The sequence below is a fragment of the Rhizobium sp. USDA 4016 genome, assembly GCF_056279705.1.
In genome coordinates this window covers 536,052-555,456 of record NZ_JBWCCY010000004.1, presented here as the reverse complement: position 1 = coordinate 555,456, position 19,405 = coordinate 536,052, and the positions used below count along the sequence as shown (strand labels likewise).

The 19,405-nt window shown below is 58.5% G+C and carries 26 protein-coding genes and 3 pseudogenes; 14 read left to right on the top strand and 15 right to left on the bottom strand.

Features of this window, described 5'->3' with window-relative positions; genetic code table 11:
• Positions 1-224: 224 nt before the first annotated feature.
• Together ACZ9DP_RS17995 and ACZ9DP_RS17990 are read right to left on the bottom strand one after the other, a co-directional pair.
• A complete protein-coding gene (locus tag ACZ9DP_RS17995; RefSeq protein WP_476205396.1) occupies positions 225-578 on the bottom strand; it encodes an EF-hand domain-containing protein in 354 nt (117 codons plus the stop codon).
• Positions 579-595: 17 nt separating this feature from the next.
• Entirely contained in the window at positions 596-835 is a 240-nt protein-coding gene (locus tag ACZ9DP_RS17990; RefSeq protein WP_476203112.1) for a hypothetical protein, read from the bottom strand.
• A 1,061-nt stretch (positions 836-1,896) separates the two neighbouring features.
• On the opposite strand from ACZ9DP_RS17990, the gene ACZ9DP_RS17985 reads away from it, so the two are divergent.
• A complete protein-coding gene (locus tag ACZ9DP_RS17985) occupies positions 1,897-2,094 on the top strand; it encodes a hypothetical protein (protein WP_476203111.1) in 198 nt (65 codons plus the stop codon).
• A gap of 267 nt (positions 2,095-2,361) precedes the next feature.
• Here ACZ9DP_RS17985 and ACZ9DP_RS17980 read toward each other — a convergent pair whose 3' ends face one another.
• The 3 genes from ACZ9DP_RS17980 to parS all read right to left on the bottom strand — a co-directional run bounded on the left by ACZ9DP_RS17980 (position 2,362) and on the right by parS (position 4,309).
• Positions 2,362-3,237, bottom strand: a complete 876-nt coding sequence (locus ACZ9DP_RS17980; protein ID WP_476205395.1) for an MBL fold metallo-hydrolase — start codon at positions 3,235-3,237, stop codon at positions 2,362-2,364.
• Between the two features lie 143 nt (positions 3,238-3,380).
• Positions 3,381-3,872, bottom strand: a complete 492-nt coding sequence (locus ACZ9DP_RS17975; RefSeq protein ID WP_476203110.1) for an RES family NAD+ phosphorylase — start codon at positions 3,870-3,872, stop codon at positions 3,381-3,383.
• Complete coding sequence (parS, locus tag ACZ9DP_RS17970) at positions 3,872-4,309, bottom strand: type II RES/Xre toxin-antitoxin system antitoxin (protein WP_476203109.1); 438 nt, start codon at positions 4,307-4,309, stop codon at positions 3,872-3,874. The genes ACZ9DP_RS17975 and parS overlap by 1 nt, the downstream gene beginning before the upstream one ends.
• A gap of 182 nt (positions 4,310-4,491) precedes the next feature.
• On the opposite strand from parS, the gene ACZ9DP_RS17965 reads away from it, so the two are divergent.
• The 3 genes and pseudogenes from ACZ9DP_RS17965 (at position 4,492) to ACZ9DP_RS17955 (ending at position 7,685) form a co-directional block, all read left to right on the top strand.
• Positions 4,492-5,397, top strand: a complete 906-nt coding sequence (locus tag ACZ9DP_RS17965) for a tyrosine-type recombinase/integrase (RefSeq protein ID WP_476203108.1) — start codon at positions 4,492-4,494, stop codon at positions 5,395-5,397.
• Between the two features lie 3 nt (positions 5,398-5,400).
• A pseudogene (locus ACZ9DP_RS17960) lies at positions 5,401-6,595 on the top strand (IS91 family transposase).
• 415 nt (positions 6,596-7,010) lie between these two features.
• Positions 7,011-7,685, top strand: coding sequence for a protein-L-isoaspartate(D-aspartate) O-methyltransferase (locus tag ACZ9DP_RS17955; RefSeq protein WP_476203107.1), 675 nt, complete (start codon positions 7,011-7,013; stop codon positions 7,683-7,685).
• 240 nt (positions 7,686-7,925) lie between these two features.
• On the opposite strand, the gene ACZ9DP_RS17950 is transcribed toward ACZ9DP_RS17955, so the two are convergent.
• The 5 genes and pseudogenes from ACZ9DP_RS17950 to ACZ9DP_RS17930 form a co-directional block, all read right to left on the bottom strand.
• Positions 7,926-8,147, bottom strand: coding sequence for a hypothetical protein (locus ACZ9DP_RS17950; protein WP_476203106.1), 222 nt, complete (start codon positions 8,145-8,147; stop codon positions 7,926-7,928).
• Positions 8,147-8,902, bottom strand: a complete 756-nt coding sequence (locus ACZ9DP_RS17945) for a COG4280 domain-containing protein (protein ID WP_476203105.1) — start codon at positions 8,900-8,902, stop codon at positions 8,147-8,149. The genes ACZ9DP_RS17950 and ACZ9DP_RS17945 overlap by 1 nt, the downstream gene beginning before the upstream one ends.
• On the bottom strand, positions 8,899-9,723 hold the full coding sequence (locus ACZ9DP_RS17940) for an undecaprenyl-diphosphate phosphatase (RefSeq protein ID WP_476203104.1): 825 nt from the start codon (positions 9,721-9,723) through the stop codon (positions 8,899-8,901). The genes ACZ9DP_RS17945 and ACZ9DP_RS17940 overlap by 4 nt, the downstream gene beginning before the upstream one ends.
• Positions 9,724-9,774: 51 nt before the next feature.
• Positions 9,775-10,503 carry a phosphatase PAP2 family protein gene (locus ACZ9DP_RS17935; RefSeq protein ID WP_476203103.1) on the bottom strand — a complete coding sequence of 243 codons (729 nt, stop codon included), beginning with the start codon at positions 10,501-10,503 and terminating at the stop codon, positions 9,775-9,777.
• A gap of 189 nt (positions 10,504-10,692) precedes the next feature.
• A pseudogene (locus ACZ9DP_RS17930) lies at positions 10,693-11,000 on the bottom strand (COG4705 family protein); the annotation flags it as partial.
• Between the two features lie 15 nt (positions 11,001-11,015).
• On the opposite strand from ACZ9DP_RS17930, the gene ACZ9DP_RS17925 reads away from it, so the two are divergent.
• Entirely contained in the window at positions 11,016-11,339 is a 324-nt protein-coding gene (locus tag ACZ9DP_RS17925; RefSeq protein WP_476203102.1) for a sensor histidine kinase, read from the top strand.
• A gap of 103 nt (positions 11,340-11,442) precedes the next feature.
• Positions 11,443-12,012 (top strand): dual specificity protein phosphatase family protein, encoded by a 570-nt coding sequence (locus ACZ9DP_RS17920; protein WP_476203101.1) that lies wholly within the window; start codon positions 11,443-11,445, stop codon positions 12,010-12,012.
• Here the strand turns inward: ACZ9DP_RS17920 and ACZ9DP_RS17915 are convergent.
• The 3 genes from ACZ9DP_RS17915 to ACZ9DP_RS17905 all read right to left on the bottom strand — a co-directional run bounded on the left by ACZ9DP_RS17915 (position 11,978) and on the right by ACZ9DP_RS17905 (position 14,007).
• Complete coding sequence (locus ACZ9DP_RS17915) at positions 11,978-12,469, bottom strand: phosphatase PAP2 family protein (protein WP_476203100.1); 492 nt, start codon at positions 12,467-12,469, stop codon at positions 11,978-11,980. The genes ACZ9DP_RS17920 and ACZ9DP_RS17915 overlap by 35 nt on opposite strands.
• 247 nt (positions 12,470-12,716) lie before the next feature.
• A complete protein-coding gene (locus ACZ9DP_RS17910) occupies positions 12,717-13,088 on the bottom strand; it encodes a response regulator (RefSeq protein ID WP_476203099.1) in 372 nt (123 codons plus the stop codon).
• Between the two features lie 97 nt (positions 13,089-13,185).
• Positions 13,186-14,007 (bottom strand): glycosyltransferase family 25 protein, encoded by an 822-nt coding sequence (locus ACZ9DP_RS17905; protein ID WP_476203098.1) that lies wholly within the window; start codon positions 14,005-14,007, stop codon positions 13,186-13,188.
• Between the two features lie 188 nt (positions 14,008-14,195).
• Between ACZ9DP_RS17905 and ACZ9DP_RS17900 the strand changes: the two genes are divergently transcribed.
• The 4 genes from ACZ9DP_RS17900 (at position 14,196) to ACZ9DP_RS17885 (ending at position 15,543) form a co-directional block, all read left to right on the top strand.
• A complete protein-coding gene (locus ACZ9DP_RS17900; RefSeq protein WP_476203097.1) occupies positions 14,196-14,564 on the top strand; it encodes a PepSY domain-containing protein in 369 nt (122 codons plus the stop codon).
• Positions 14,565-14,672: 108 nt separating this feature from the next.
• Positions 14,673-14,984, top strand: a complete 312-nt coding sequence (locus ACZ9DP_RS17895) for a hypothetical protein (RefSeq protein ID WP_476203096.1) — start codon at positions 14,673-14,675, stop codon at positions 14,982-14,984.
• A 129-nt stretch (positions 14,985-15,113) separates the two neighbouring features.
• Positions 15,114-15,353 carry a hypothetical protein gene (locus ACZ9DP_RS17890; RefSeq protein WP_476203095.1) on the top strand — a complete coding sequence of 80 codons (240 nt, stop codon included), beginning with the start codon at positions 15,114-15,116 and terminating at the stop codon, positions 15,351-15,353.
• Positions 15,340-15,543, top strand: a complete 204-nt coding sequence (locus ACZ9DP_RS17885; protein ID WP_476203094.1) for a hypothetical protein — start codon at positions 15,340-15,342, stop codon at positions 15,541-15,543. The genes ACZ9DP_RS17890 and ACZ9DP_RS17885 overlap by 14 nt, the downstream gene beginning before the upstream one ends.
• A 211-nt stretch (positions 15,544-15,754) precedes the next feature.
• Here the strand turns inward: ACZ9DP_RS17885 and ACZ9DP_RS17880 are convergent, their stop codons facing one another.
• On the bottom strand, positions 15,755-16,255 hold the full coding sequence (locus tag ACZ9DP_RS17880) for a cytochrome b (RefSeq protein ID WP_476203093.1): 501 nt from the start codon (positions 16,253-16,255) through the stop codon (positions 15,755-15,757).
• A 78-nt stretch (positions 16,256-16,333) separates the two neighbouring features.
• Positions 16,334-16,720 (bottom strand): annotated as a pseudogene (locus tag ACZ9DP_RS17875) (copper resistance protein).
• A 588-nt stretch (positions 16,721-17,308) separates the two neighbouring features.
• Here ACZ9DP_RS17875 and ACZ9DP_RS17870 point away from each other — a divergent pair.
• The 4 genes from ACZ9DP_RS17870 (at position 17,309) to ACZ9DP_RS17855 (ending at position 19,309) form a co-directional block, all read left to right on the top strand.
• Complete coding sequence (locus ACZ9DP_RS17870; RefSeq protein WP_476203092.1) at positions 17,309-17,719, top strand: SDR family NAD(P)-dependent oxidoreductase; 411 nt, start codon at positions 17,309-17,311, stop codon at positions 17,717-17,719.
• Positions 17,625-17,870: an SDR family oxidoreductase gene (locus ACZ9DP_RS17865; protein WP_476203091.1), complete on the top strand. Its 246-nt coding sequence runs from the start codon at positions 17,625-17,627 to the stop codon at positions 17,868-17,870. Before ACZ9DP_RS17870 ends, ACZ9DP_RS17865 begins: the two co-directional genes overlap by 95 nt.
• Before the next feature lie 97 nt (positions 17,871-17,967).
• Positions 17,968-18,174 (top strand): hypothetical protein, encoded by a 207-nt coding sequence (locus ACZ9DP_RS17860; protein WP_476203090.1) that lies wholly within the window; start codon positions 17,968-17,970, stop codon positions 18,172-18,174.
• 232 nt (positions 18,175-18,406) lie between these two features.
• On the top strand, positions 18,407-19,309 hold the full coding sequence (locus ACZ9DP_RS17855) for a LysR family transcriptional regulator (RefSeq protein WP_476203089.1): 903 nt from the start codon (positions 18,407-18,409) through the stop codon (positions 19,307-19,309).
• The last annotated feature ends 96 nt before the right edge of the window (positions 19,310-19,405 follow it).

Below are 19,405 nucleotides of genomic sequence, written 5' to 3'. Positions count from 1 at the left end.
CTCAACTGCCGCAGCACCATCCAGATAAGGCGCCGACAATCCGGACGACCGGATGCTCCATTGCCACATCCTCGAGCCTCAGGAGACCGGGATAATAGGCTATGTGAGGGCCGCCTGAGGGAAGCCTGCCGGTACTCAGCGGGACGAACGCACCTGGCCGTCGCTACCGCGTAGAGCCGAGCGGAACACGCTCGCCTTGGCGCGAGGATCGCTCTCGCGTTGCGTTACTGCAGGGTTCCGTCGCCGCCCCGATCGGCGGCCTTGAAGTCCGCCATCACCCTGTTCAGGAACTCGTTCCGGCTGGCCTTGCCGTCGCCGTTAGCGTCGATGGCAGCGAATTGCTGGACAGTCAGAACTCGGGCAACTTCGTCGGAATTCAGGCTTCCGTCCCTGTTCTTGTCCATGCTCGCGAAGGCCGACGTCATGAAGGCCTGATATTCGGATCGCTCGACCGCTCCGTTCTTGTCGCGGTCGAGGCGATCCATTTGGCCTTGGTTCATGGCCGTCGGTTGATTCTGCGCGACAGCCGCCATGGTGGTGAAAAAGACGAATCCTGTCAGTAGGGCTACTCTTTTCATCATCCCGGCCTTTCGCATCAACAGGTCAAGGCACTGCCGCCCGCAGCGCCCAGCGTGGCGCCGCCGCCAACAGCCCAGAGTTGCCCGGTCCCCGAGCCAATGGTCGCGCCGACCAGACCGCCGACGACTGCGCCGCCGACCGTACCGGCGATGCAGCCGAACTCGTTGCTACGTCCTCCTTGCGACGTTGCAGCAGATTGGCAGCCAGACAAGGCAAGGCAGCCTATGAGAGTAAGACCTATCGTGGACTTGGTCATTTTTTCCTCCAAGCATTTCCGTTCACGTTTAAGACAGACGGCGGAGGCGCCAATGAGTGGCGTCGGACGAAGATAAGCTTCTGAGTACGTCCCTCAATGTGCGAGAGATTCTTCTGCTGATCAGAAGCAACTCACAGATAAACATGCAGCGCGCGCGCTGAAGCTTCAACGTTGCTGGAGAATACTACCACTGCACATGGACGAAGACAACACTCGGGCACCTGTCTCGACCGCTTGATGTCTTGCCGAAGCGAGATCGGATCGCTGGGTTCAGAGCTCCAAGAGGACATAGATGGGGTGATTGTGGTCCCGCTCCTGCCTTGTTTAAAGCGATCGTCGATCCTTACGCTCGCGAAGCGCTTCCTGACGGCCCTCGATCGCCACCGACAGCCTGGTCTGGTTGCGATATCGGAAGCAGTATTTGCCTGAGCGGTTGCAGGTTAATGAGATCCCTCGTTGAGTTAACAGGGCTTTCGAATGGTAAATGGCACAGGAGGCCCGAAACCATAGTGGCTTTAGCACGATTTGGCGGGAATTATTTCCGCGTTGCGGCCGCTCATTTTTGGCCGCATGACCGGATTGGATCGTTTCTGGCTTTTGAAGTAGTCGCACCTTCCGTCAGCCACGTCGCTTTTTTTGCGAACTCTCAAGCCCAGCGCACGAATGCAAGCGGAATTCCGCTCATTTTCGTCCAATAGAGCGGAATAGCGCACGGAATTGGTTCAATGCAGGTTGCTGCCGCCTGCGGAGCGCCCGAGATCCGAATGACTGAACGTCCGCGCAACGCCCGCAACACCGTAACCCATTACGCACCGTGCCATGATCAATCCCATCGACCAAGCGCTACTTGGCCGAAGTACAGAACGACTTCGAGGAAAGGCTTGCGTCAGGCGAGTTGGAAACGGCGCGCAAACAGAAAGCTCCTCGACCGGTATGGTGAGAAGCTCCAGAGTAAATACGCCGAATGGGCGAATTTTGCAAATTTGTTTGGTTGCGTGGGGCCTGAATACACCGAGACTTGTAGGCGGTCGGTCCGAGCGCGTCTGAGGCGAAGGCGATTTATGGAACTTTGCACCTGGCGACGATTGATGGTCATCTCGGCAAAGCCCTATTGGTCGTTGCGGATCGCGCTTGGCGGGCGTTGTTCGGCAACTTCGCTCGCCGTCAGAGTTGGCAAGCACGACGGGGCCAAGATCGGTACCGAGCCGCAGCCGGATGAAGTGGCAAAGAACGGAATTCCGAAGAACGTCGCGGCTTAGGTGCGCAACATTAATACGGCAAAAGGATCAAGGATTTTGCCATTCAGACATTGAATTTCGCAATTCTGCCTAAGTTGTTTGAGGCTTGCGATGAGCAGCGTCTCCGAAATCGGAGACCTGATAGTGTTGCGCATGACATCTGGCCCACCCACCATGCCAGGGATGACGTCCGGGCGTTCTGTAATCGCGTCTTTCAAGCTGGGTATCAGGAATATCGTTGGTTAGGCTCACGGTTCTCGTCGAGGTCGGCGTTCTGATGCCGCCTCATCATGGCTGTCTTTCAACACATGTCTGAATCGTCGCACCAAGGTTCGTCTCATGGCATTTTTCATAGAATTCGAACACGTGCACGGGTAAGTCCTCCGGAATGGGCACAATATCCTGAAGTCGGAGGCCGCTTGATTTGCTCAGCTCTGGGTCCGCCAGTTGGCTTTCGCTTAAATTGCGAACACGATTAGCCAATTCTTCGAAATAGGCCAGATTATCGTCTACCGTCGAAGGAGAAAATGTCCTGCCGTGGGCGGGGATAACGAACTTTGCATCCAGGTCGCGTATCCGCTTGAGTGACGAGCAGATCAAGCGGAGGTCGTCCGGATTTTTACTCCAGACCTCGGGGATTGGGTATTCCACCGCATCGACGGCTAGACAGGTGCGAAGTTCAGGGATCCACACAGCAACGTGGTCGGGCGTGTGTCCCGGCGTATGAATGAGTTCCAGCGTCAGATCGCCGCCATTGAGCGTCATCGAGCCGGAGAATGTAATATCAGGACCGATGAGCTCGACGTTCTGAAATCTTGAATTCTGGCTCGCCTTGTCTCTTAGGACCTGCCGTGAGGACGGATCGCGTAAGCGTTCGAGCGCCGCAGCATGCGCAACGATAGGAGCTCGCCCGGCAACGGCAGCGTTACCCCAGAAATGATCCCAGTCCATGTGCGAGTTGACGACGATCAGCGGGCGAGCCTCCGCTTTTCCCCCAAGCATGTCCAACGCCATCCGGCATAACTCGGGCGTCCCCAAAGTGTCGATCAGGACGTTAAATCGTTCAGTTAGAACAAATATGGCATCAACCTCGTCTCCCGCCCGGACGACCACGATCCGATCGTCAAGTTCGGGGTAAGAGCTCAGTTCTACGGAAACATTCAGCGGGGTTGCCCTTCTCAAAAAATCAACCTTTTACTCAGATACGAGATGCAGTTCATGGGCCGAACGACCGTCTACCTGAGCAAGGCGCCTCACGGGAATACTACCACGCGAATCGCTCTCTTTGGTTTGGTATCACGTGTTTGTTACTCCACTGTGGGCGGGACATCCGCGGTGCCGAATAGCCTTGGATCGAGCACGAACGGCTCGGCGGTAACTGCTTTGATGGCAGCAGCGTCAAGGTGTGCGTGATTGACCAGAACATTAAGGTCGGGCGAGTTGGCGACGGGCACAATGGCCGAAGGCACGCGCAACAGCAGACTAGATCGTCCCTGATGCCAGTTATCCCCTATTTGCTGGGTCAGACCTTCCCGCAGACGCCAATCCTCCGGAAGGGCGTCAAGGGTGACAGTCTCGATTTCGGCGTCATCCGGCATCTCATAAGTGACCCTCGTGAGCGGCGGGAGAAGCGCAGGATCTTCGATGTGAACAAGCTTTTCTAAGACACATAAGGACGGAGATGTCGCGCAATAAGTAATCGGGTGGCCAATCGTGTTCCATCGGCCGTCGAAATGAAGACCATATCCACCATCCAACGCATGCGCATATCGCGTCCCCGACAATCGCCAGAGAAGCATCAGGCAGCAGCGCCCCAGGTAATTTTGCCGAGTATCGTTTCGATGACCCTGGCGCCCGTTTCAGTCTGTGCCACCACAAGCGGCGTTTGGCCACTAAGCTCGGTGAGAGGCCGGCGCAGCCAGCGACCAGCCTTGTCGGCGGATTCGAACGTCTCCTCGGCGAGGGTCTGAATTCGCATAAGCCGAACGGCACGATCGGATTCATCGACGGTGAGTGGCTGCTTTTTGTCGGCACGATGCCGCCGTGTGCGCTGAGGGATGACGAAGCGCTCGATTTCCTGCTCGCTCAGCCCGGCTAAGCTGAGCCCCTTCAACGCTGTCAATGGCAGGCGGTTGCTAACCGCGAGAGCAAGATCAGCCTGAGAGCGAATCACGGTCCCGAACACCGAGCGGCCACCGAGCTTCCGGGCGATTTCCTCAACGACGGTGATCGACATCATCTACTCCTGATCTGTTCTGGCAATATGCCATATAGATACGCGGCATATTGCCATTTTACAAGAGCCGATGCTATAACTCCCCATGTGCGCGCGGTGAGGTTGGTGTGATTATCTGAAGTTCTAGGCAGGCAGAGGCTGTTGCCAGACGATTGAGTTCCCTTCAACGAGAGGAACTTTCCATGGCCAGCTTTTCAAACGATGCCCCGATCACACCGCTTCGCCAGCGCATGCAACAAGACATGGTGATGCGGGGTTTGGGAACCCATACGCAGCATGACTACATTCGTCATGTCCGGCGCTTCGCCGCTTTTCTTGGGCGCACGCCCGACACCGCGACGGCCGAGGACATACGGCGCTTCCAGTTGTATCAGCATGAGAACGGTGTGGGCCCGGCGACGATCAATAGCACGGTCTCGGCGCTGCGCTTTCTGTTCACGGTGACACTGAGGCGGCGGGATATGGCGCGAGCGCTGGTGATAACCCGCAATCCGCGCAAGCTGCCCGAGGTGCTGAGCGTGGAGGAAGCCGCACTGCTGCTCGAGGCGGCACCAGGCATCAAATACAAGGCGGCGCTCGGCGTTGCCTATGGCGCGGGCTTGCGCGTCTCCGAGGTCGCGCATCTCAAGGTCGATGATATCGACTCGGCACGCATGCTGATCCGCGTTGAACAAGGCAAGGGGCGCAAGGACCGCAACGCCATGCTCTCGCCGCAACTCCTGGAACTGCTGCGACTGTGGTGGCGCGAAGGAAAGCGGCGCGGCGTCATGTTACCCCATGGCTGGCTGTTTCCGGGGCGCAGTTGCACCGATCCGATCTCGTCGCGGCAACTGCATCGCGCGGTGCAGGAAGCAGCCGAGGTTGCCGGCATCCGCAAGCGCGTCAGCCCGCATACATTAAGGCACAGCTTCGCCACCCACCTTCTGGAGGACGGCACCGATATCAGGGTCATCCAGGTTCTGCTCGGACACAGCAAGCTTGAGACAACCGCGCTCTATGCCAAGGTCTCGACCCGGACGATCCACGCGGTCGCGGGGCCGCTTGACCGGCTGATGGCGCTGATGGAAGGCAAGACGCCCGACGGCTGAACCGTGCGCACCTCGATAGAGGTCGCCGATATCTGCCGTTCCGCCGGACCCGCCTACAGGGCAGCCCATGAAGGACATCTCAGCTTAGCCCAGCTCAAGGTGATGTCCGCGATCGAGCACTGCCGCACCGCTGCATTGGGCGGACATGTCGAGGCCTGCGAGGATTGCGGCCAATGGCGCATTGCCTACAATTCCTGCCGCAACCGGCACTGTCCGAAGTGCCAGGGTGCTGCCGCCCGCACCTGGCTCGCTGAAAGAGAAGCCGACGTGCTGCCGGTGGGATACTTCCATGTCGTCTTCACACTGCCCGCCGGGGTCGCCGACATCGCATTCCAAAACAAGGCGCTGGTCTATGACCTGCTCTTCAAGGCCGCATCGGAAACGATGCTGACGATCGCTGCCGACCCGAAGCATCTCGGCGCACGCATCGGCATCACTGCTGTCCTGCATACATGGGGCTCGGCAATGATGCATCATCCCCATGTATGCATGATTGTGCCGGGCGGCGGCATTGCCCTCGACGGGAAACGATGGATCTCGTCGCGTGCTGCGTTCCTTCTGCCGGTGCGCGTGCTGGGCAAGCTGTTCCGCCGCCTGTTCCTCACTCGGCTGCTCCAGCTCCATGACGCCGGCCGGCTTGCCTTCTTCGGATCGGCAGCACATTTGGCTGATCGCCGGGCATTCGTGCGTCATCTGTCGCCGGTCCGCAAGACGCGCTGGGTCGTTTACGCCAAGCCACCCTTCGCCGGCCCGGAAGCAGTGCTCGCCTATCTGTCGCGCTACACTCATAGGGTCGCAATATCGAATAGCCGCCTCATCAGCTTCGACCAGAGCGGCGTAACCTTCCGCTACAAGGACTAACCGCCGCGATGGGGCCGACCGGCAGCAGATCATGACGCTCACCACCGACGAATTCATCCGCCGCTTCCTGCTCCATGTCCTGCCGCGCGGCTTCCATCGCATTCGTCACTACGGCCTGCTCGCCGGCGGCTCCCGCACGAGCAGCATCGCACGCGCTCGCGAACTCCCGAACGTCGCTGCGCCGCCCTGTCACGACGCAGCGGACGAACAGACCAACGTTCGCCCGTCATGTCCCTGCTGTGGCGGACGCATGATCATCATTGAGGTATTCGAACGGTGGCGACAGCCGCGCGGGCCGCCAGACACGGCGGCAACGAACCGGGAGAACGCTTCATGACCCGGCATAGCTTGTTCATTCATGTGGCCACCTCACATCAGCGTCGGCCAACGGGATGGCTTGCGGCCAAGCGGAGTGGCGATAACTCTCAGCCTTGAAAACTCTCTCGGAGTCACTGCAAAAATCTCTGCGATCACGCCTGCAGACGCCTTCTTCAACGCGCTTGGTCCTACGGACGCTGCTGTGATTGACTGCCCCTGGGCCGCCCTGAAACACAAAACCCCATAGACCAGAGTGTGCGGACCGCGGGTTCCTGCATGAGAGGCTTTCGTACGCCTGACGGCACCCGAAACCCTAAACCATTGCGGCCACTGGGTTTGCTCGCGTTATGGCGCAAGTGGACTGCATTCCGGTCATTCCTGAGTTTGATCACAGAGCTATCTGGGAATAAACTGGCTGAGGAAAGCCCGTGATCATGAAACCAATGAATGAAAAGCACCTCGCGGTCCTGCGCAGGCACATGGTCGAGTTGATTGCAATCCATGTTGAGCTTGCGAGCCAAGAGCTTGGCAGGACGGCGCTCGATGAGCGGGTGATGGCTGCGATGCAGCGGGTGCCGCGGCATCTCTTCGTGCCAGCCCCGCTTGCGCCGTATGCCTACCAAGACATGCCGCTGCCGATCGGCTTCGATAAAACCATCTCGCAGCCCTTCATCGTCGCTCTCATGACCGATCTCCTCGCTCCCCAACCGCACGAGGCAGTGCTCGAGATCGGCACCGGCCTGGGCTACCAATCCGCAATCCTGGCGGAGCTCGCCGGGCAGGTCTGGAGCGTCGAAATCATCGAGGAATTCGCAAGCCGTGCCGAGGCTCTGCTGCCGGGCCTGGGCTTTATGAATGTCGGCATTCGTGTCGGAGACGGGTCCCGCGGCTGGCCTGAGCACGGCCCGTTCGACAAGATACTGGTCACGGTGGCAGCCGAGCGGTCGCCGCCGGCATTGCTTGAGCAGCTCAAGCCCGACGGACGCCTGGTTATACCGTTGGGATCTGAAAAAGAACAGTTCCTGACTGTCATTGACAAAGATGCGGCAGGGCAACTCAAGATTCGCAAACTTATCCCGGTTCAGTTTAGTCTGCTCGAAACGGTCTAACGCGACGTGCGGACATCCGGCGCGACCGCACCTCTCCGATCGTACACAGAAGTCAAAATTTTGCCCGTCTGCACCGTTGGCGGACGTGAAAATTCGACCCTTTGCGGACCTTGGTCCGAATCAGCCTCTCCCAATCACTCTGATTGTGCTATCGGGTGAAGTGCGCGCTGTCGTCGGGCATCGCGATCCCGTAGACAAGCTCCTGCTCGTGGCGAAGGCCGCATGACATACCCGGCGGTGCTATTCATCATAGAAGAAACTGCGCAACGCTCTCGCAAGGCTCTCCACAAGCACCAGCAGGCATCCGAGCATCAGGACGATCGCGCCCATCAGCGCATCAAGGTATCCCATCCTGACGGCGAGACCGGTGACCGCCACCAGGACGAGCACGATCACGGCCAGCGCGCCATCATCGACGAAGATTCCAAGGAGCTCGCCGAAGGCGGATTTCAGGAATTTCATCAGAGATTGTTCTCCGCTTCTGTATAGAGCTTGTGCCGCAAGGTTTTCACCGCGATCAAAGATGCGGCTGCAAAAACAGCAAGAATGGGAAGCAGAGACAGGTCTCCGCCGGGCCAGTTCGCGCCGAGCCCCTCTCCCACCCAGAAAATTCCAAAACTCGCAAGAAGCAGGCCGACGGCAAACTTGAGGCTGTTTTCGGGAATCTTGACCAACGGCTTATGGACGGTTGCGCCGATAGCCAGCACGAGCACACACGCCGCCAGCGCGCCGATGCTTGCATAGCCAAGCATGCCCTCCCGCCCCGCCCCTGCGGCAACGACGATGAAGACCACCTCGACACCTTCAAGCAGCACGGCTTTGAACGCTGCCGCACCGGCAAGGAAGTTTGCCCGGCGGTCGGCTGCGCGCCGCATCAGCATTTCGGTTTCGGCGGCATAGGCTTTCTCTTCGTCCCGGAAGGGGATGATGCCCGATGCGCGCAGAATCGCCTTTCTGAGCCAGCGCAGCCCGAACAACAGCAGCAGCGTGCCGATGACGAACTGCATCCACTCCAGCGGAACGAGACTGAGCGACGGCCCGAGCAAAAGCACAAGGACGGCCAGCAAGACGAGGGCAATCGCGGTGCCCGTGAAGGCCGCCCGCCAGCTCTGCGTGACGCCGACCGCGAGAATGATGGTGAAAGCCTCAACGATCTCGACGAAGGAGCCGAGAAACGACGCGGTCACGGTCGAGGTTATGCTGGTGATCGCCGTCATCGGACCGCCCTCCGCATCGCCGCTATCCCCAAAACCGACAGCATGAGCAATCCGACCATGCCGACCGCGATGCGCCACCAGCCAAAAATCCCATAGCCGCGGCGCGATACGAAGTCGAGCAAAGTGCGCACGACACACAGAGCAGCGACGAAGGCGGCGGCAAAGCCGATCGCGATCATCACACCTTGATCGGCACTCAGATCGTTCCTGCTTTTGTAGAGATCCAGTGCAAAGGCGCCGACCATCGTCGGCATCGCCAGAAAGAAGCAGAACTCGGCGGCCGAGCGCTTATCGGCGCCGAGCAGCAGCGCACCGACGATCGTCGACCCAGAGCGCGACGTACCCGGGATCATGGCGAGACATTGAAAGAACCCGATCTTTAGCGCCATCGGCAGGCTGAAATCCATGGCGTAGTGATACCGCGGAGAAAGACCGATCTTGTCGACGAACAGCAGGACCAGCCCGCCGATGATCAGGACGACGCAGATTAGGACCGGCGACTCGAAGAGCGCGGATTTGATGAAGTCATGCGCGATAGCGCCGATGACGGCGGCGGGCAGGAAGCCCAGAAGCACCGCAAGCACGAAACGCTGCGCGCGGCGGCTCCGTGGCAACTGCGAGACGATCTCCGCGAGCTTTCGGAAGTTAACCAGCAAGATGGCGAGGATCGCGCCAAGCTGGATCAGAACGTCGAAGGTGGCGGCCGATTTGACACCGAGAAAATGTCCGAGAAGGATCAGGTGGGCCGTCGATGAGACGGGAATGAATTCGGTCAACCCTTCGACCGCACCCAAGATCAACGCGCTTATATAATCCGGCATGCACCAAACCTCAGAGGACAGTCAAACATTGTTTTGTGCGAGTATCGCCGGTCATCTGGCGGAAGTCAGAAAGCGCTGTTCGAATGCGATCAGGCCGGAGAAGACGACGATCGGCATCAAAAAGCCGAGGACGACATCGGAGATATAGTGGGCGCCGACCACGACGCGCAGGACTGCGGTCGCGACTGAAGCAATCGCAAACGGCGGACCGAACCAGAGCCTTGCCTTCGGCGGCAGAAGGATGATCAGGCACAGCAACCAGCCGGCTCCCGACGCCTCACCAGACACGAAGGAGCAGTTGCTCGTACATTGACCGAGAAACGATCCGGCCGGCATAAAGTCCATGTGACCGCCGAAAAAGTTGGTCTGAATCGGGCGGGGACGCCCCGAATGGCTCTTCAGCAGCAGGTTGACGATCAATCCGGTGCTGAGGCCCAAAGTGGCGAGCGAGAGCCACAGGCGCCGCATCGGCATTTTCGCTGCAATCGATTTGGACAGGCTTCCCGCGATGACGGCGATCACGATCGCGACGGCCGCGATGTACGGCAAAACATACAGAGCCCAGCGCAGCAATTTGATGGATTCATAGCGGCCGAAGGCAAAGCTGCCGCATCCCGCACCTCCCCCGCAAAGCGCTCCGCGGAAGAAGAACGACGAGATGGCAATATCCATCGCCGGGAATGCATAAAAAATGGAAAGCAGCAACAGCCAGGTCGAGGCCATGAGGAAGAAGGTCCCGCTGGCGCTGGCGCGGCCGAACGGTACGGCTTGATAGGTCATGTTTATAGGTCCTGTGTTTCAACCGGGTTCGACGACATGGAACGACGCCATGCACCTTTGTCTGCCTCTTGCCTGACAATTGCCTGAACGGGATTTGATACCGAACTGATGAGAAGATTTCCGAAGAGCCGGCTGTGAATACCGGCAAATCACCCGCCGGTATTCCACGGATGCATTTATTGGCGCGGTCTAGTGAGCTCCTTCGCCCCTCTCGGCCGGAGCCTGTGACATCGTCATGTAGATGACGATCACGATGATGGCGGCGAGGAAGATCAGGCTGGTGTAGATCGTGCCGAACTCCAGACCGCCATATTCGGATGGCTGCGAGAGCAGGTCGCCGAACGACGCCTCGAGCGGCCGGTGAAGATATAGGCGAGCCAGAACGCCAGGATGGGGCCGATCCTCAGGAAGTAGTAGGCTGCGGCTATGAGCGCGATAACGCCCAGGAAGAGGATTGCCGTCGTCAGGTAACCGAAGCTGAACGTTTCGGCGATAAGGAGCTTCTGACCCAGATGGTGGTCAATCTCGTCGAGAATGCCATCGCGCACTGCCCGTCCGGTACTACCATCCAGCTTGGTCTATCGGCAACCGGCAGCTTTATCGCAGTCACGGTCGCCGACAACGGCCCGGGCATACCTAAGACCGAACGGCAGAAAGTGTTCCAGCGGCTCTATCGCCTGGACAAGAGCCGAACCACGCCCGGAAGCGGGCTGGGGCTTAGTCTGGTGAAGGCAATCGCCGATCTGCATGACGCGCAGATCAGCGTGAGCGACAACAATCCCGGCCTATCGATCATGATCATGATCGCATCCGCCAATCCTGGCGAGGAACGCTGACACGCTTACGAGTTGCGTGGTTCCGCCGAACGGTTGTTCAGGTGCCTGTCAGATATCCAATGCATTCAGGCGGCAGAACCCGACAAGCCACCGGAACGCCTTGATGAATATTCATTATCCGAGAAGAACTATCTTGCGGGTATGCGCCGCTTTTGCAGTTACCGCGGCGGGTCTCGGCGGATATGCCGGATATCTGCAGATTGCCGGGAATTTCCACACCGTGATCAAGGACCAGCTCTACCGTTCTGCACAGCCGACGCCGGCACAACTGTCCGCCTACGTTCGGACACATGGAATCAAGACCATCATCAATCTGCGTGGCGAGAAGTCGAATGCCGCATGGTACGCCGCGGAGATCAAGACTGCAGGGGAACTTGGCGTCGAACATATCGACTTTGCCATGTCGGCATCCAAGGTATTGACGCTCGACCGCGCGGATCAACTCGTTGCCATCATGGAAGCGGCGCCGAAGCCGATCCTGATTCACTGCCAGGCCGGTTCGGATCGCACGGGGCTTGTTTCGGCGATTTATAGCCATCGCATTGCCGGCATGCCCGAGGGCCGGTCCGAGCGTCAGTTGTCGTTTTACTACGGCCATGTCGGCCTGCCGCACGTCTCGTCCGCCTATGCGATGGATATCAGCTGGGAGAACCTGGAAGATCACAGGGGGTAGGTTTGCAGCTTTCCCAAGCGCTTGCCTTCCGGCTCTCCGAAACTATGCGCCGCCGCATGGACAGCCAACAGAGAAGCGTCCAAGCTGCGCCACTACACCATCCTGCAAGTACATCGGTCGGGTAATGCACCCCCAGAAAGATCCGGCTTATGCCAATCAGAAAAGCAAGCAGGACGCCCACGGCTATAAGATATGACTTTAGTGTCCTATCGGCCTGCATGGAACCTGCCAGAAGAGCCAGAGCCAGATAAAGCACAGTCCATTGTATGTCCGCTGGGAAGCTGAAGTCGTTCACAGTGGCGAGGTGAGCCAAGACCGTTGGCCTTGGGCGCGCAACTGCGATCTTCAGTCCGTTGCTGATCAGCAATTCGCCCGTAACGGCCGCCACGAGATAGAAGCTGGCAATCCACCGGCCGGCAATGAGCAGAAATATCGTGGTGAATGCTGTGACGAGCATTATGATCGCGAGGCTGCCGAGACTGGTTATGTTCTCGGCGACGCCAAGGATCCAGGCCGGTCCGATCGCGTACCGGGATCGCCGCCGTGTCGTAACGCCAGAAGCACGGCCTCGTCGAGTCGCTGCGTTTCGCCTTCCAGAACCTCCCGGGCAACGCATTGCAAGCCAAGGAAAGCGCCGCAGATCGCTCCGATCACCGTCCATGTACCGGTTACCGGATTGCCTAGCCGGTTTGCGAGATACGCTCTCAAGCGCAAGGCGGGTAGTCTCCCGCCACCAATGCGATCCGCCGGCTCAACTCGATCAGCGAAAACGGTTTGACCAGGTAGTCGGTGGCGCCGCAGCGCATTCCCTCCAGCCGGTCAGTTACCTGATCGGATGCCGTCAGGATGATCACCGGGGCCGTTTCGCCCATTTCGCGGATGCGCTTTAGAAAACAAAGCCCGTTTCCGTCGGGAAGCCGCAGATCCAGGACGATGCAATCATAGGATCTGGCCGCAATGGCTCCGGTGGCCTGCTTAATGTCCACGCTCCAATCCACGCGGCCGCCGTCAGAAACAATATGTTCGCGCACTGCATCCCCGATCAACGCATTATCCTCGACGAGCAAAACGTCCAAACATCACCTACACAATCGCCAAGGCCTGCAGACGCAACTGCAGGCCCTGATCTGACGGTGATTTCTGACGCTGACCTGAAGGTCGACGGAACGGCCATCATCGCCCAGTAGCCAGACTTCGTAGCTTCGACGCGATGAGACGTATGGCACGCGCCTTAAACCGGCTTGCCTCATAATAGATCCGAAACGGCAGTACCGAAGCGTAGCGTATCCTTCCGAGCTTGAGCGAAGAGAGGCCGTTCTGAATAAGTGACGTCCTTTCGGCGCTTTGCCTGACGGGCACCGGTTCGACGAACATCGCCCGCAATGCGCTCAAGTGCTCCAGGTCGAACGCGAGATCGTAGGGAAGCCGCATAGGAACGAGGGCCTTCGTTATCCATCGGGCTGCTTTCCGGTTGATGATATAGGCGCCCGAGCCCTTTTCGCGGGTGAGCGCAACGGCGAGAGACCGGCTCGACGTCAGATCCTGAATTTTGAATTTGCGGCCGGTGTTGACGGTGGAAAGTCGAAGGATGTCCCAGTCGCGATGGCTATCCAAAGCCGCATCAAGCACTTCGATCAGATCGGCATCGAATGTCAGGTCGTCCTCCAGGATAAGCGCATGTGCCGCGCCGCTCTCCAGCATGCGTTCCGCACATGCGACGTGGCTGAGATAACATCCGATCTCGAACGGGTTGGATCTGCGGCCGTGCCGCAGGCGATAACCATGTTCGTCAAAGGCCGGTATCGGCAAATACAATGTCCGGCCGTCGACCGCAGAGATACGCTCGAAGTTGAGACCCGTACTTGTGAGCCTCGCTTCCATCCGAAGGCGCCGCTCGGGCGAGCGGTCGAGATTGATCAGATAGGTGGTCAGCCTGGCATTCACGAGCTCACAGAGATCGTCGTAGCGGGCAGGCGCCGCTGCATACATGTTCATAGAGGCCTCGTGGTCGCAGTGGTCATGTCATGACCCTGCGCCGCGAACCTCACCGGCTGTTTTCTGCATTCATACGGATTCGTAAAGCCCCTATCCGCTGCCTTACTGATCGGTAAAGCGCGCGTCTACCAATGTGTGGCCGTCATACCTTCACCAGCCCAATGATGGGCTCCCGAAAGGAGACGACTATGAGCAATAACCGCACACTGAACTCCGCCATGGCCGCATTGATCGCAACGGGCGCGATCGGCTTGGCCGCATCGGCCGCCAGCGGTCCGGCATTCGCTGCAGAGCAGCACGCCGGGCAGGACGACGGGGCCGAATACGGGAAACTTGCGGCGTCGAAAATCACCCTGTCGCAAGCTATCGATGCCGCTGAGAAAAAATTCGGCGGCAAGGCAGTCAACGCCGCGCTTGACAACGAGCAGGCGAGCGCTGCGTTCGAGATCGAATTGATGACCGACAAGGGATCCCAAACCGTCGCGGTCGATGGAACGACCGGCGAGGCCATGTCAGCGCCCGATACCGGCGAAGGCGGGAAGGAAGACGTCGAGTAACCGATCCTCGAAGCCGCGGTCTCCTAAGCTGAGACCGCGGCATTCGGCGATCTGCAAAACGATCAGGAATGCACAATCGGCCCGGGAACGGCCGTAAGGAAAACACTCATGGCGCAGCCCTTGTACCCGCTGATGCTCGAAATTCATTACCGCTGCGCCTCCCCCGGCGCAGGCAGCAGATGGATTGTCGCTGAGGCCGCCTTTACCGGCGAGGAGGAAGAGGCAATCGAGCGAGCGGAACGGCAGGGCTATCTCGACGTGCAACGCCATTTCGATCTCGGAGATTACCTTTCCCTGCAGATCACCGGGAAAGGCAGAAAAGAATTCGGTCTTCCGATGATCAACCCGCGGGCCACATTGCGGAGCTGGCTCCGGTCTTATATGGTCCTGCGGAAGACCCGCAGACGGTCTATGGGATAGCAATAAGCATTGAGCTCATCTCACCTGTCTACGCCGATAGATGATCTTCGCGCTCATGCGTGTCAGACAGCAATTCAACAAGCAAAGAGCCTCGTCACGGGCGATGGATCGATCGGGACATTGCCGCCCTTGAACCAGAGACGCGACGTCCTGGCCGCAACATCCTCTGAGCTCGATACATTCAAAGAGAACCTCGAACGCTATCAGCTCGATCGCGCCTCAATGCACCTGCTCCTCAACTCAATGAACGCGGAGACCAATCTCAAATATTCGCTAGACAAGCTGTTCCGGTTAAACGCCCAGGACTCAATGCGCCGGGTCGCAGCGATCCTCTACCCAGAGGGTTGGAAAGCGCATGGCTCCCTATGATGCGATCACGGCAAGCGATTGCGCCGAATACAGCAAGATCACGCAGCTACAATCCGTCGAGGACGCAATGATCCAGGACGCCGCCCACCGACTGGTCTCGCTTCAGGAGCAAAGCAACGCGGTGGCAGTCCGCATTGATCGGCAAACCTTGTTCCGGACCGACGGTGCTAAGCATTGGGAACCTCTCTGATGTACATCATCAGCATCATGCTGTTCTTCATAAAAGCCGCAGAGACCGGTCAAAGTCGCGAGTCGCGACCGCTGCGGCTGTCAATTCGACAGCTCTGAAGAGATTACCTTCTGCAATCCACTTTTTAGGTTGGGTGAACGCCAATGCGACAGGGGTAAAGGCGGTAAATACGAATCGCGTTGCACCGGACGGTCACTGATATCCGGCGATATCAGCCGATTGTCATGCGCCTGAGCACATTGGTCTTCCAGTAGAACTGGTGGACGAGGACGCCCAGAACGTGGCCTGCAATCACGATCCAGAGAATGACCTTCAGGATGTCGGCATGCACGTCTCCGGCTCCGCTATATCCGAGATAATAGGCGGCGATGCCCGTAAGCGGCATCGCAACCAGCAGAAAATAGAGATTGCCATGAGCAACCATCGCGACCCACCGGAAGAAAGGCGGCTCTTCGGATGGTGATGCGGGTGCGCCCTGGACAAGGCGCAGGCAAAGGCGAATGCCGACAACGACAAGAATGGCGATACCTGCATAGGCGTGGATGTTTGCACTCGCAACCTGATCGGCCGTTGCCGTACCCGTTTGCCTGATGCTGCGATGCCAACCGTTCATCCCATCCGGCAGCAGCAGGTTGAAGAACACCAATGCGGCGGTCAGCCAGTGAAGACCCCGCTGCGGTAAAGAAAACGCGGCTGAACTCGGTTTTTCCAATTTTAGTCTCTCCTGCTTTGCCGGGATCGCGATCTTTGATGAGATCACCGATCGCCGCAATGGTCTTCCAGCTGCTTCCTACTTCGTGACGGTCAGCACGGTATGCATGCCCGCCTCGTAATGGCCCTTGATGTTGCACAACAGCAGGTAGGAACCGGGAACAAGGTTGACCTTCAACTAGCCATCAGCGCCGGGTTTGAGTTCTGAAACCTCGCCAAGACTCTTAAGCTTGCTCTCGTCCACCCGATGCTTCGCGTTGACGATGGGAACCATCAGGTCGGGTGACTTCAACTTCACGAGCACCATCTCATGCTCTTCGGTCATGGCATCGTTGTGAACCATGACGGTCGTCTCGGCTGCCTTCACCGTCGGCTGATCGAGCGTAAGGGTCATCGGACCTCCGCCTTCGCCGCCCTCCGTCATCTTCACTGTCGTCGCGGCAAATGAGAGGACACGGACGAGCAAGCAACGGCCAGAGCCGCAAACACCTAAAACCTATATCGCATATATTTCACCTCAATGGAGCATCCTGGCGACCTACGTAGGAGGCAGACCTGACAGCTGCCTGAACAAGAGTGAAGGGCGGTGCAGTAGACAACTGTAATTCGATCGTGATTCAGGGGACTTCTGCGGACGGTCGGTCATTGTCGATCATCTCCCCAGATACGGATCGGGGTGACTGCGGCTGTGGCTCTCCGGTAGCGATTGCTCGCCTCCATGTAGCTCTAACGTCATCGGTCAAGCTCCTGCTACTGGCGGCAAGGATCCCAGCGACTCTCGCCAACAGCGCCGATCGGCCTGTCACTCGCCGAATAGTGCGAAAACCTGGCCGCCGAACCGCGGTGCTGGCGTCCACCAGAAGGGCGACAAGTTGTTCCGCGGGATGCCGAGCAGCGGGGCGACCTGTGCTGGCGAACTCTTGCAAGTGACGGTGCAACGACCTTCGCATTTGTCCGCGATGGGTGATCTACCTGACTGTCAATGCATCACGAGCCTCCGGATTCTTTTTAGTACAAGAAACCAGAGGCTAGCACGCATCGTTGCCGGTTTTTCATGACATCCCGTTCGCAATTTAACACGAGTCAAGCGGGCAACATTCCAGTCCAACCGAACGCGGGCGTCGCTTATGTGACGCCTCTGTCCACTACCGACGAAGCTCAATACGACCGTCTCATGGATACGAACGTCCGTGTTCTTTTCCATCCAAGCGGTGGAGCCGATCATGAGGGAGGGGGCTCGATCATCCTGAACACAGCCTGGCTCAACCATGTCGGCGTGCCTGGTCGAGCGATGCTTTCAGCATCAAAGGCGGCTGTGCGATCCCTCGCCCCGCACGCTGTCGGCGGAACTGCTCAACCGGCGCATCCGCGTGAACGCCGTCAGTCCGGGCCTCATAGAGACGCCCATTCTTCGCGGCGTAAGCCAATCGGAGCATCCTGGGCAGACCGAAGAGGAGTTTGGTGACTACCTCGCTGGCGCAAGTAAATTGATTCCGATCGGGCGGCTTGGACAGCCCGAAGAAATCGCTGCCGCCGTGCTGTTCCTTGCCAGCGACGCATCCAGCTACATGCTCGGATCCGAAATGGTCGTCGACGGTGGGTTCGGCGAACTTTGAATGCAACTGCAGCCGGGGGCTTCGCCCAGGGGCGCGCCCTCGGTTTTTTCGCAGGTCAAATTCCTTCGAAGTTGCAATCACTAGGGAATTCTTTGACTTGCAGCTCAAATGGCTTACAAAATTTCTCGACGATGCAGTGGCGGCCGGTGAAGTGCCACCTAGCAGTGATACCCCGCAAAAAGCCTATCTCCTTTTGAGTTTAATGGAAGGCTTCAGCTTCACCGATTGGGCGATGCAGGACGGGCGTCGCCTCGATACGCCCGCCCTTTCGCAACTTGCCCGGCTGCCTCTGCTGTCCCAATAGAGTGACAACTCGTTGCTTGATCCGCCGACCGTTCCGAAGGACGTCGCAACGGCGCTCCGACGCGGTGATCCGGCTCCGGCTGTCGCACGGCGACGGAAGGGCGCTTAGATTCGCTTAGGAACTTCTATAAAAGGAGCACGGGCTGCTCCCGCCATCATGGTTACACGCCACCAGATCGCGATAAAAGCATGCTCGCTGCAACAATAAGATATCTTCGGAGGAAGTCGGACGAATGCTGAATAGAAGCCAGTTATCGGACCTCTCGATTTTCCTACTGATTGTCCAGCATCGCAGCTTTCGAAAGGCCGCCGATCATCTGGACGTGACGGTGTCGGCACTCAGCCATCGCATGAAGTCCCTCGAGGAACGGCTGGGCGTCCGCCTTCTCAACCGCACAAGCCGCAGTGTCGCCCCGACCGTTGCGGGGGAGGCGCTCGCCGAAAAAATAGCTGCGGGTCTTGACCTCATCAATTCAGGCCTGGAAGAGCTGCAGGCGCAATCCGAGGGAGTAGTCGGAAGTGTCCGCGTCAATGTTCTGCGCGATGCGGTGCCTCTGCTTTTGAGCCCGGCACTGCCAATTTTCGCACAAAGATTTCCGAACATCGAACTAGAAATCGCCGTCGACGACCATTTCGTCGACGTTACGGGGGAAGGCTTTGATGCCGGGCTTCGCTACAGCGGCACGATCCCGGAGGACATGATCGCGATGCCCTTGACTTCGCCCCTGCAATGGATTGCCGTCGGATCACCGGACTATTTCGCTCGTCATGGCCGACCTGTGGTGCCGGAGGATCTGAACAGGCACAGATGCATTCGCATCCGAACCGGACGTGGCCAGATCTATCACTGGGAATTCGAGCGCGGCGAGGATCGTCGCCAAATCGAGGTACCAGGGTCGATCATTTCCGGCGCAACCGACCTCGCCGTCGGTGCGGCGATCAACGGCGCTGGCCTCGCCTATTGCCTGGAAAGGCTGGTTCGTCCTCACCTTCAGGCAGGACGCCTCGAAATCGCGCTGCCGGAATGGTCATCGGTCGGCCCTCCCCTTTCGATCTATTACTCCAGCCGGCGCCAGCTCCCCTTCGGCATCAGCGCACTCATCCAGACAATTCGGGAAAGCGAGCGGCTAGCATAGCTGCATCACCATCATTGAATTAGGCTCAACGATCCGTTGATGCCGGCGGCATTGATTCAACGTTCGTTGCGCAATAGGTCCGTCTCGACAATCCGG

Excerpts from the sequence above, each read along its gene's own strand:
- ACZ9DP_RS17915 (WP_476203100.1), bottom strand. The coding sequence starts at position 12,469 with ATGCTCGTCACAGCATTCACCACGATATTTCTGCTCATTGCCGGCCGG.
- ACZ9DP_RS17965 (WP_476203108.1), top strand. The coding sequence starts at position 4,492 with ATGGCCAGCTTTTCAAACGATGCCCCGATCACACCGCTTCGCCAGCGC.
- ACZ9DP_RS17925 (WP_476203102.1), top strand. The coding sequence starts at position 11,016 with ATGGTGGTCAATCTCGTCGAGAATGCCATCGCGCACTGCCCGTCCGGT.
- ACZ9DP_RS17905 (WP_476203098.1), bottom strand. The coding sequence starts at position 14,007 with ATGAACATGTATGCAGCGGCGCCTGCCCGCTACGACGATCTCTGTGAG.
- ACZ9DP_RS17855 (WP_476203089.1), top strand. The coding sequence starts at position 18,407 with ATGCTGAATAGAAGCCAGTTATCGGACCTCTCGATTTTCCTACTGATT.
- ACZ9DP_RS17935 (WP_476203103.1), bottom strand. The coding sequence starts at position 10,503 with ATGACCTATCAAGCCGTACCGTTCGGCCGCGCCAGCGCCAGCGGGACC.
- ACZ9DP_RS17920 (WP_476203101.1), top strand. The coding sequence starts at position 11,443 with ATGAATATTCATTATCCGAGAAGAACTATCTTGCGGGTATGCGCCGCT.
- ACZ9DP_RS17985 (WP_476203111.1), top strand. The coding sequence starts at position 1,897 with ATGGAACTTTGCACCTGGCGACGATTGATGGTCATCTCGGCAAAGCCC.
- ACZ9DP_RS17870 (WP_476203092.1), top strand. The coding sequence starts at position 17,309 with ATGACATCCCGTTCGCAATTTAACACGAGTCAAGCGGGCAACATTCCA.
- parS (WP_476203109.1), bottom strand. The coding sequence starts at position 4,309 with ATGTCGATCACCGTCGTTGAGGAAATCGCCCGGAAGCTCGGTGGCCGC.
- ACZ9DP_RS17995 (WP_476205396.1), bottom strand. The coding sequence starts at position 578 with ATGAAAAGAGTAGCCCTACTGACAGGATTCGTCTTTTTCACCACCATG.
- ACZ9DP_RS17950 (WP_476203106.1), bottom strand. The coding sequence starts at position 8,147 with ATGAAATTCCTGAAATCCGCCTTCGGCGAGCTCCTTGGAATCTTCGTC.
- ACZ9DP_RS17990 (WP_476203112.1), bottom strand. The coding sequence starts at position 835 with ATGACCAAGTCCACGATAGGTCTTACTCTCATAGGCTGCCTTGCCTTG.
- ACZ9DP_RS17885 (WP_476203094.1), top strand. The coding sequence starts at position 15,340 with ATGGCTCCCTATGATGCGATCACGGCAAGCGATTGCGCCGAATACAGC.
- ACZ9DP_RS17900 (WP_476203097.1), top strand. The coding sequence starts at position 14,196 with ATGAGCAATAACCGCACACTGAACTCCGCCATGGCCGCATTGATCGCA.
- ACZ9DP_RS17955 (WP_476203107.1), top strand. The coding sequence starts at position 7,011 with ATGAAACCAATGAATGAAAAGCACCTCGCGGTCCTGCGCAGGCACATG.
- ACZ9DP_RS17940 (WP_476203104.1), bottom strand. The coding sequence starts at position 9,723 with ATGCCGGATTATATAAGCGCGTTGATCTTGGGTGCGGTCGAAGGGTTG.
- ACZ9DP_RS17895 (WP_476203096.1), top strand. The coding sequence starts at position 14,673 with ATGGCGCAGCCCTTGTACCCGCTGATGCTCGAAATTCATTACCGCTGC.
- ACZ9DP_RS17945 (WP_476203105.1), bottom strand. The coding sequence starts at position 8,902 with ATGACGGCGATCACCAGCATAACCTCGACCGTGACCGCGTCGTTTCTC.
- ACZ9DP_RS17975 (WP_476203110.1), bottom strand. The coding sequence starts at position 3,872 with ATGCTTCTCTGGCGATTGTCGGGGACGCGATATGCGCATGCGTTGGAT.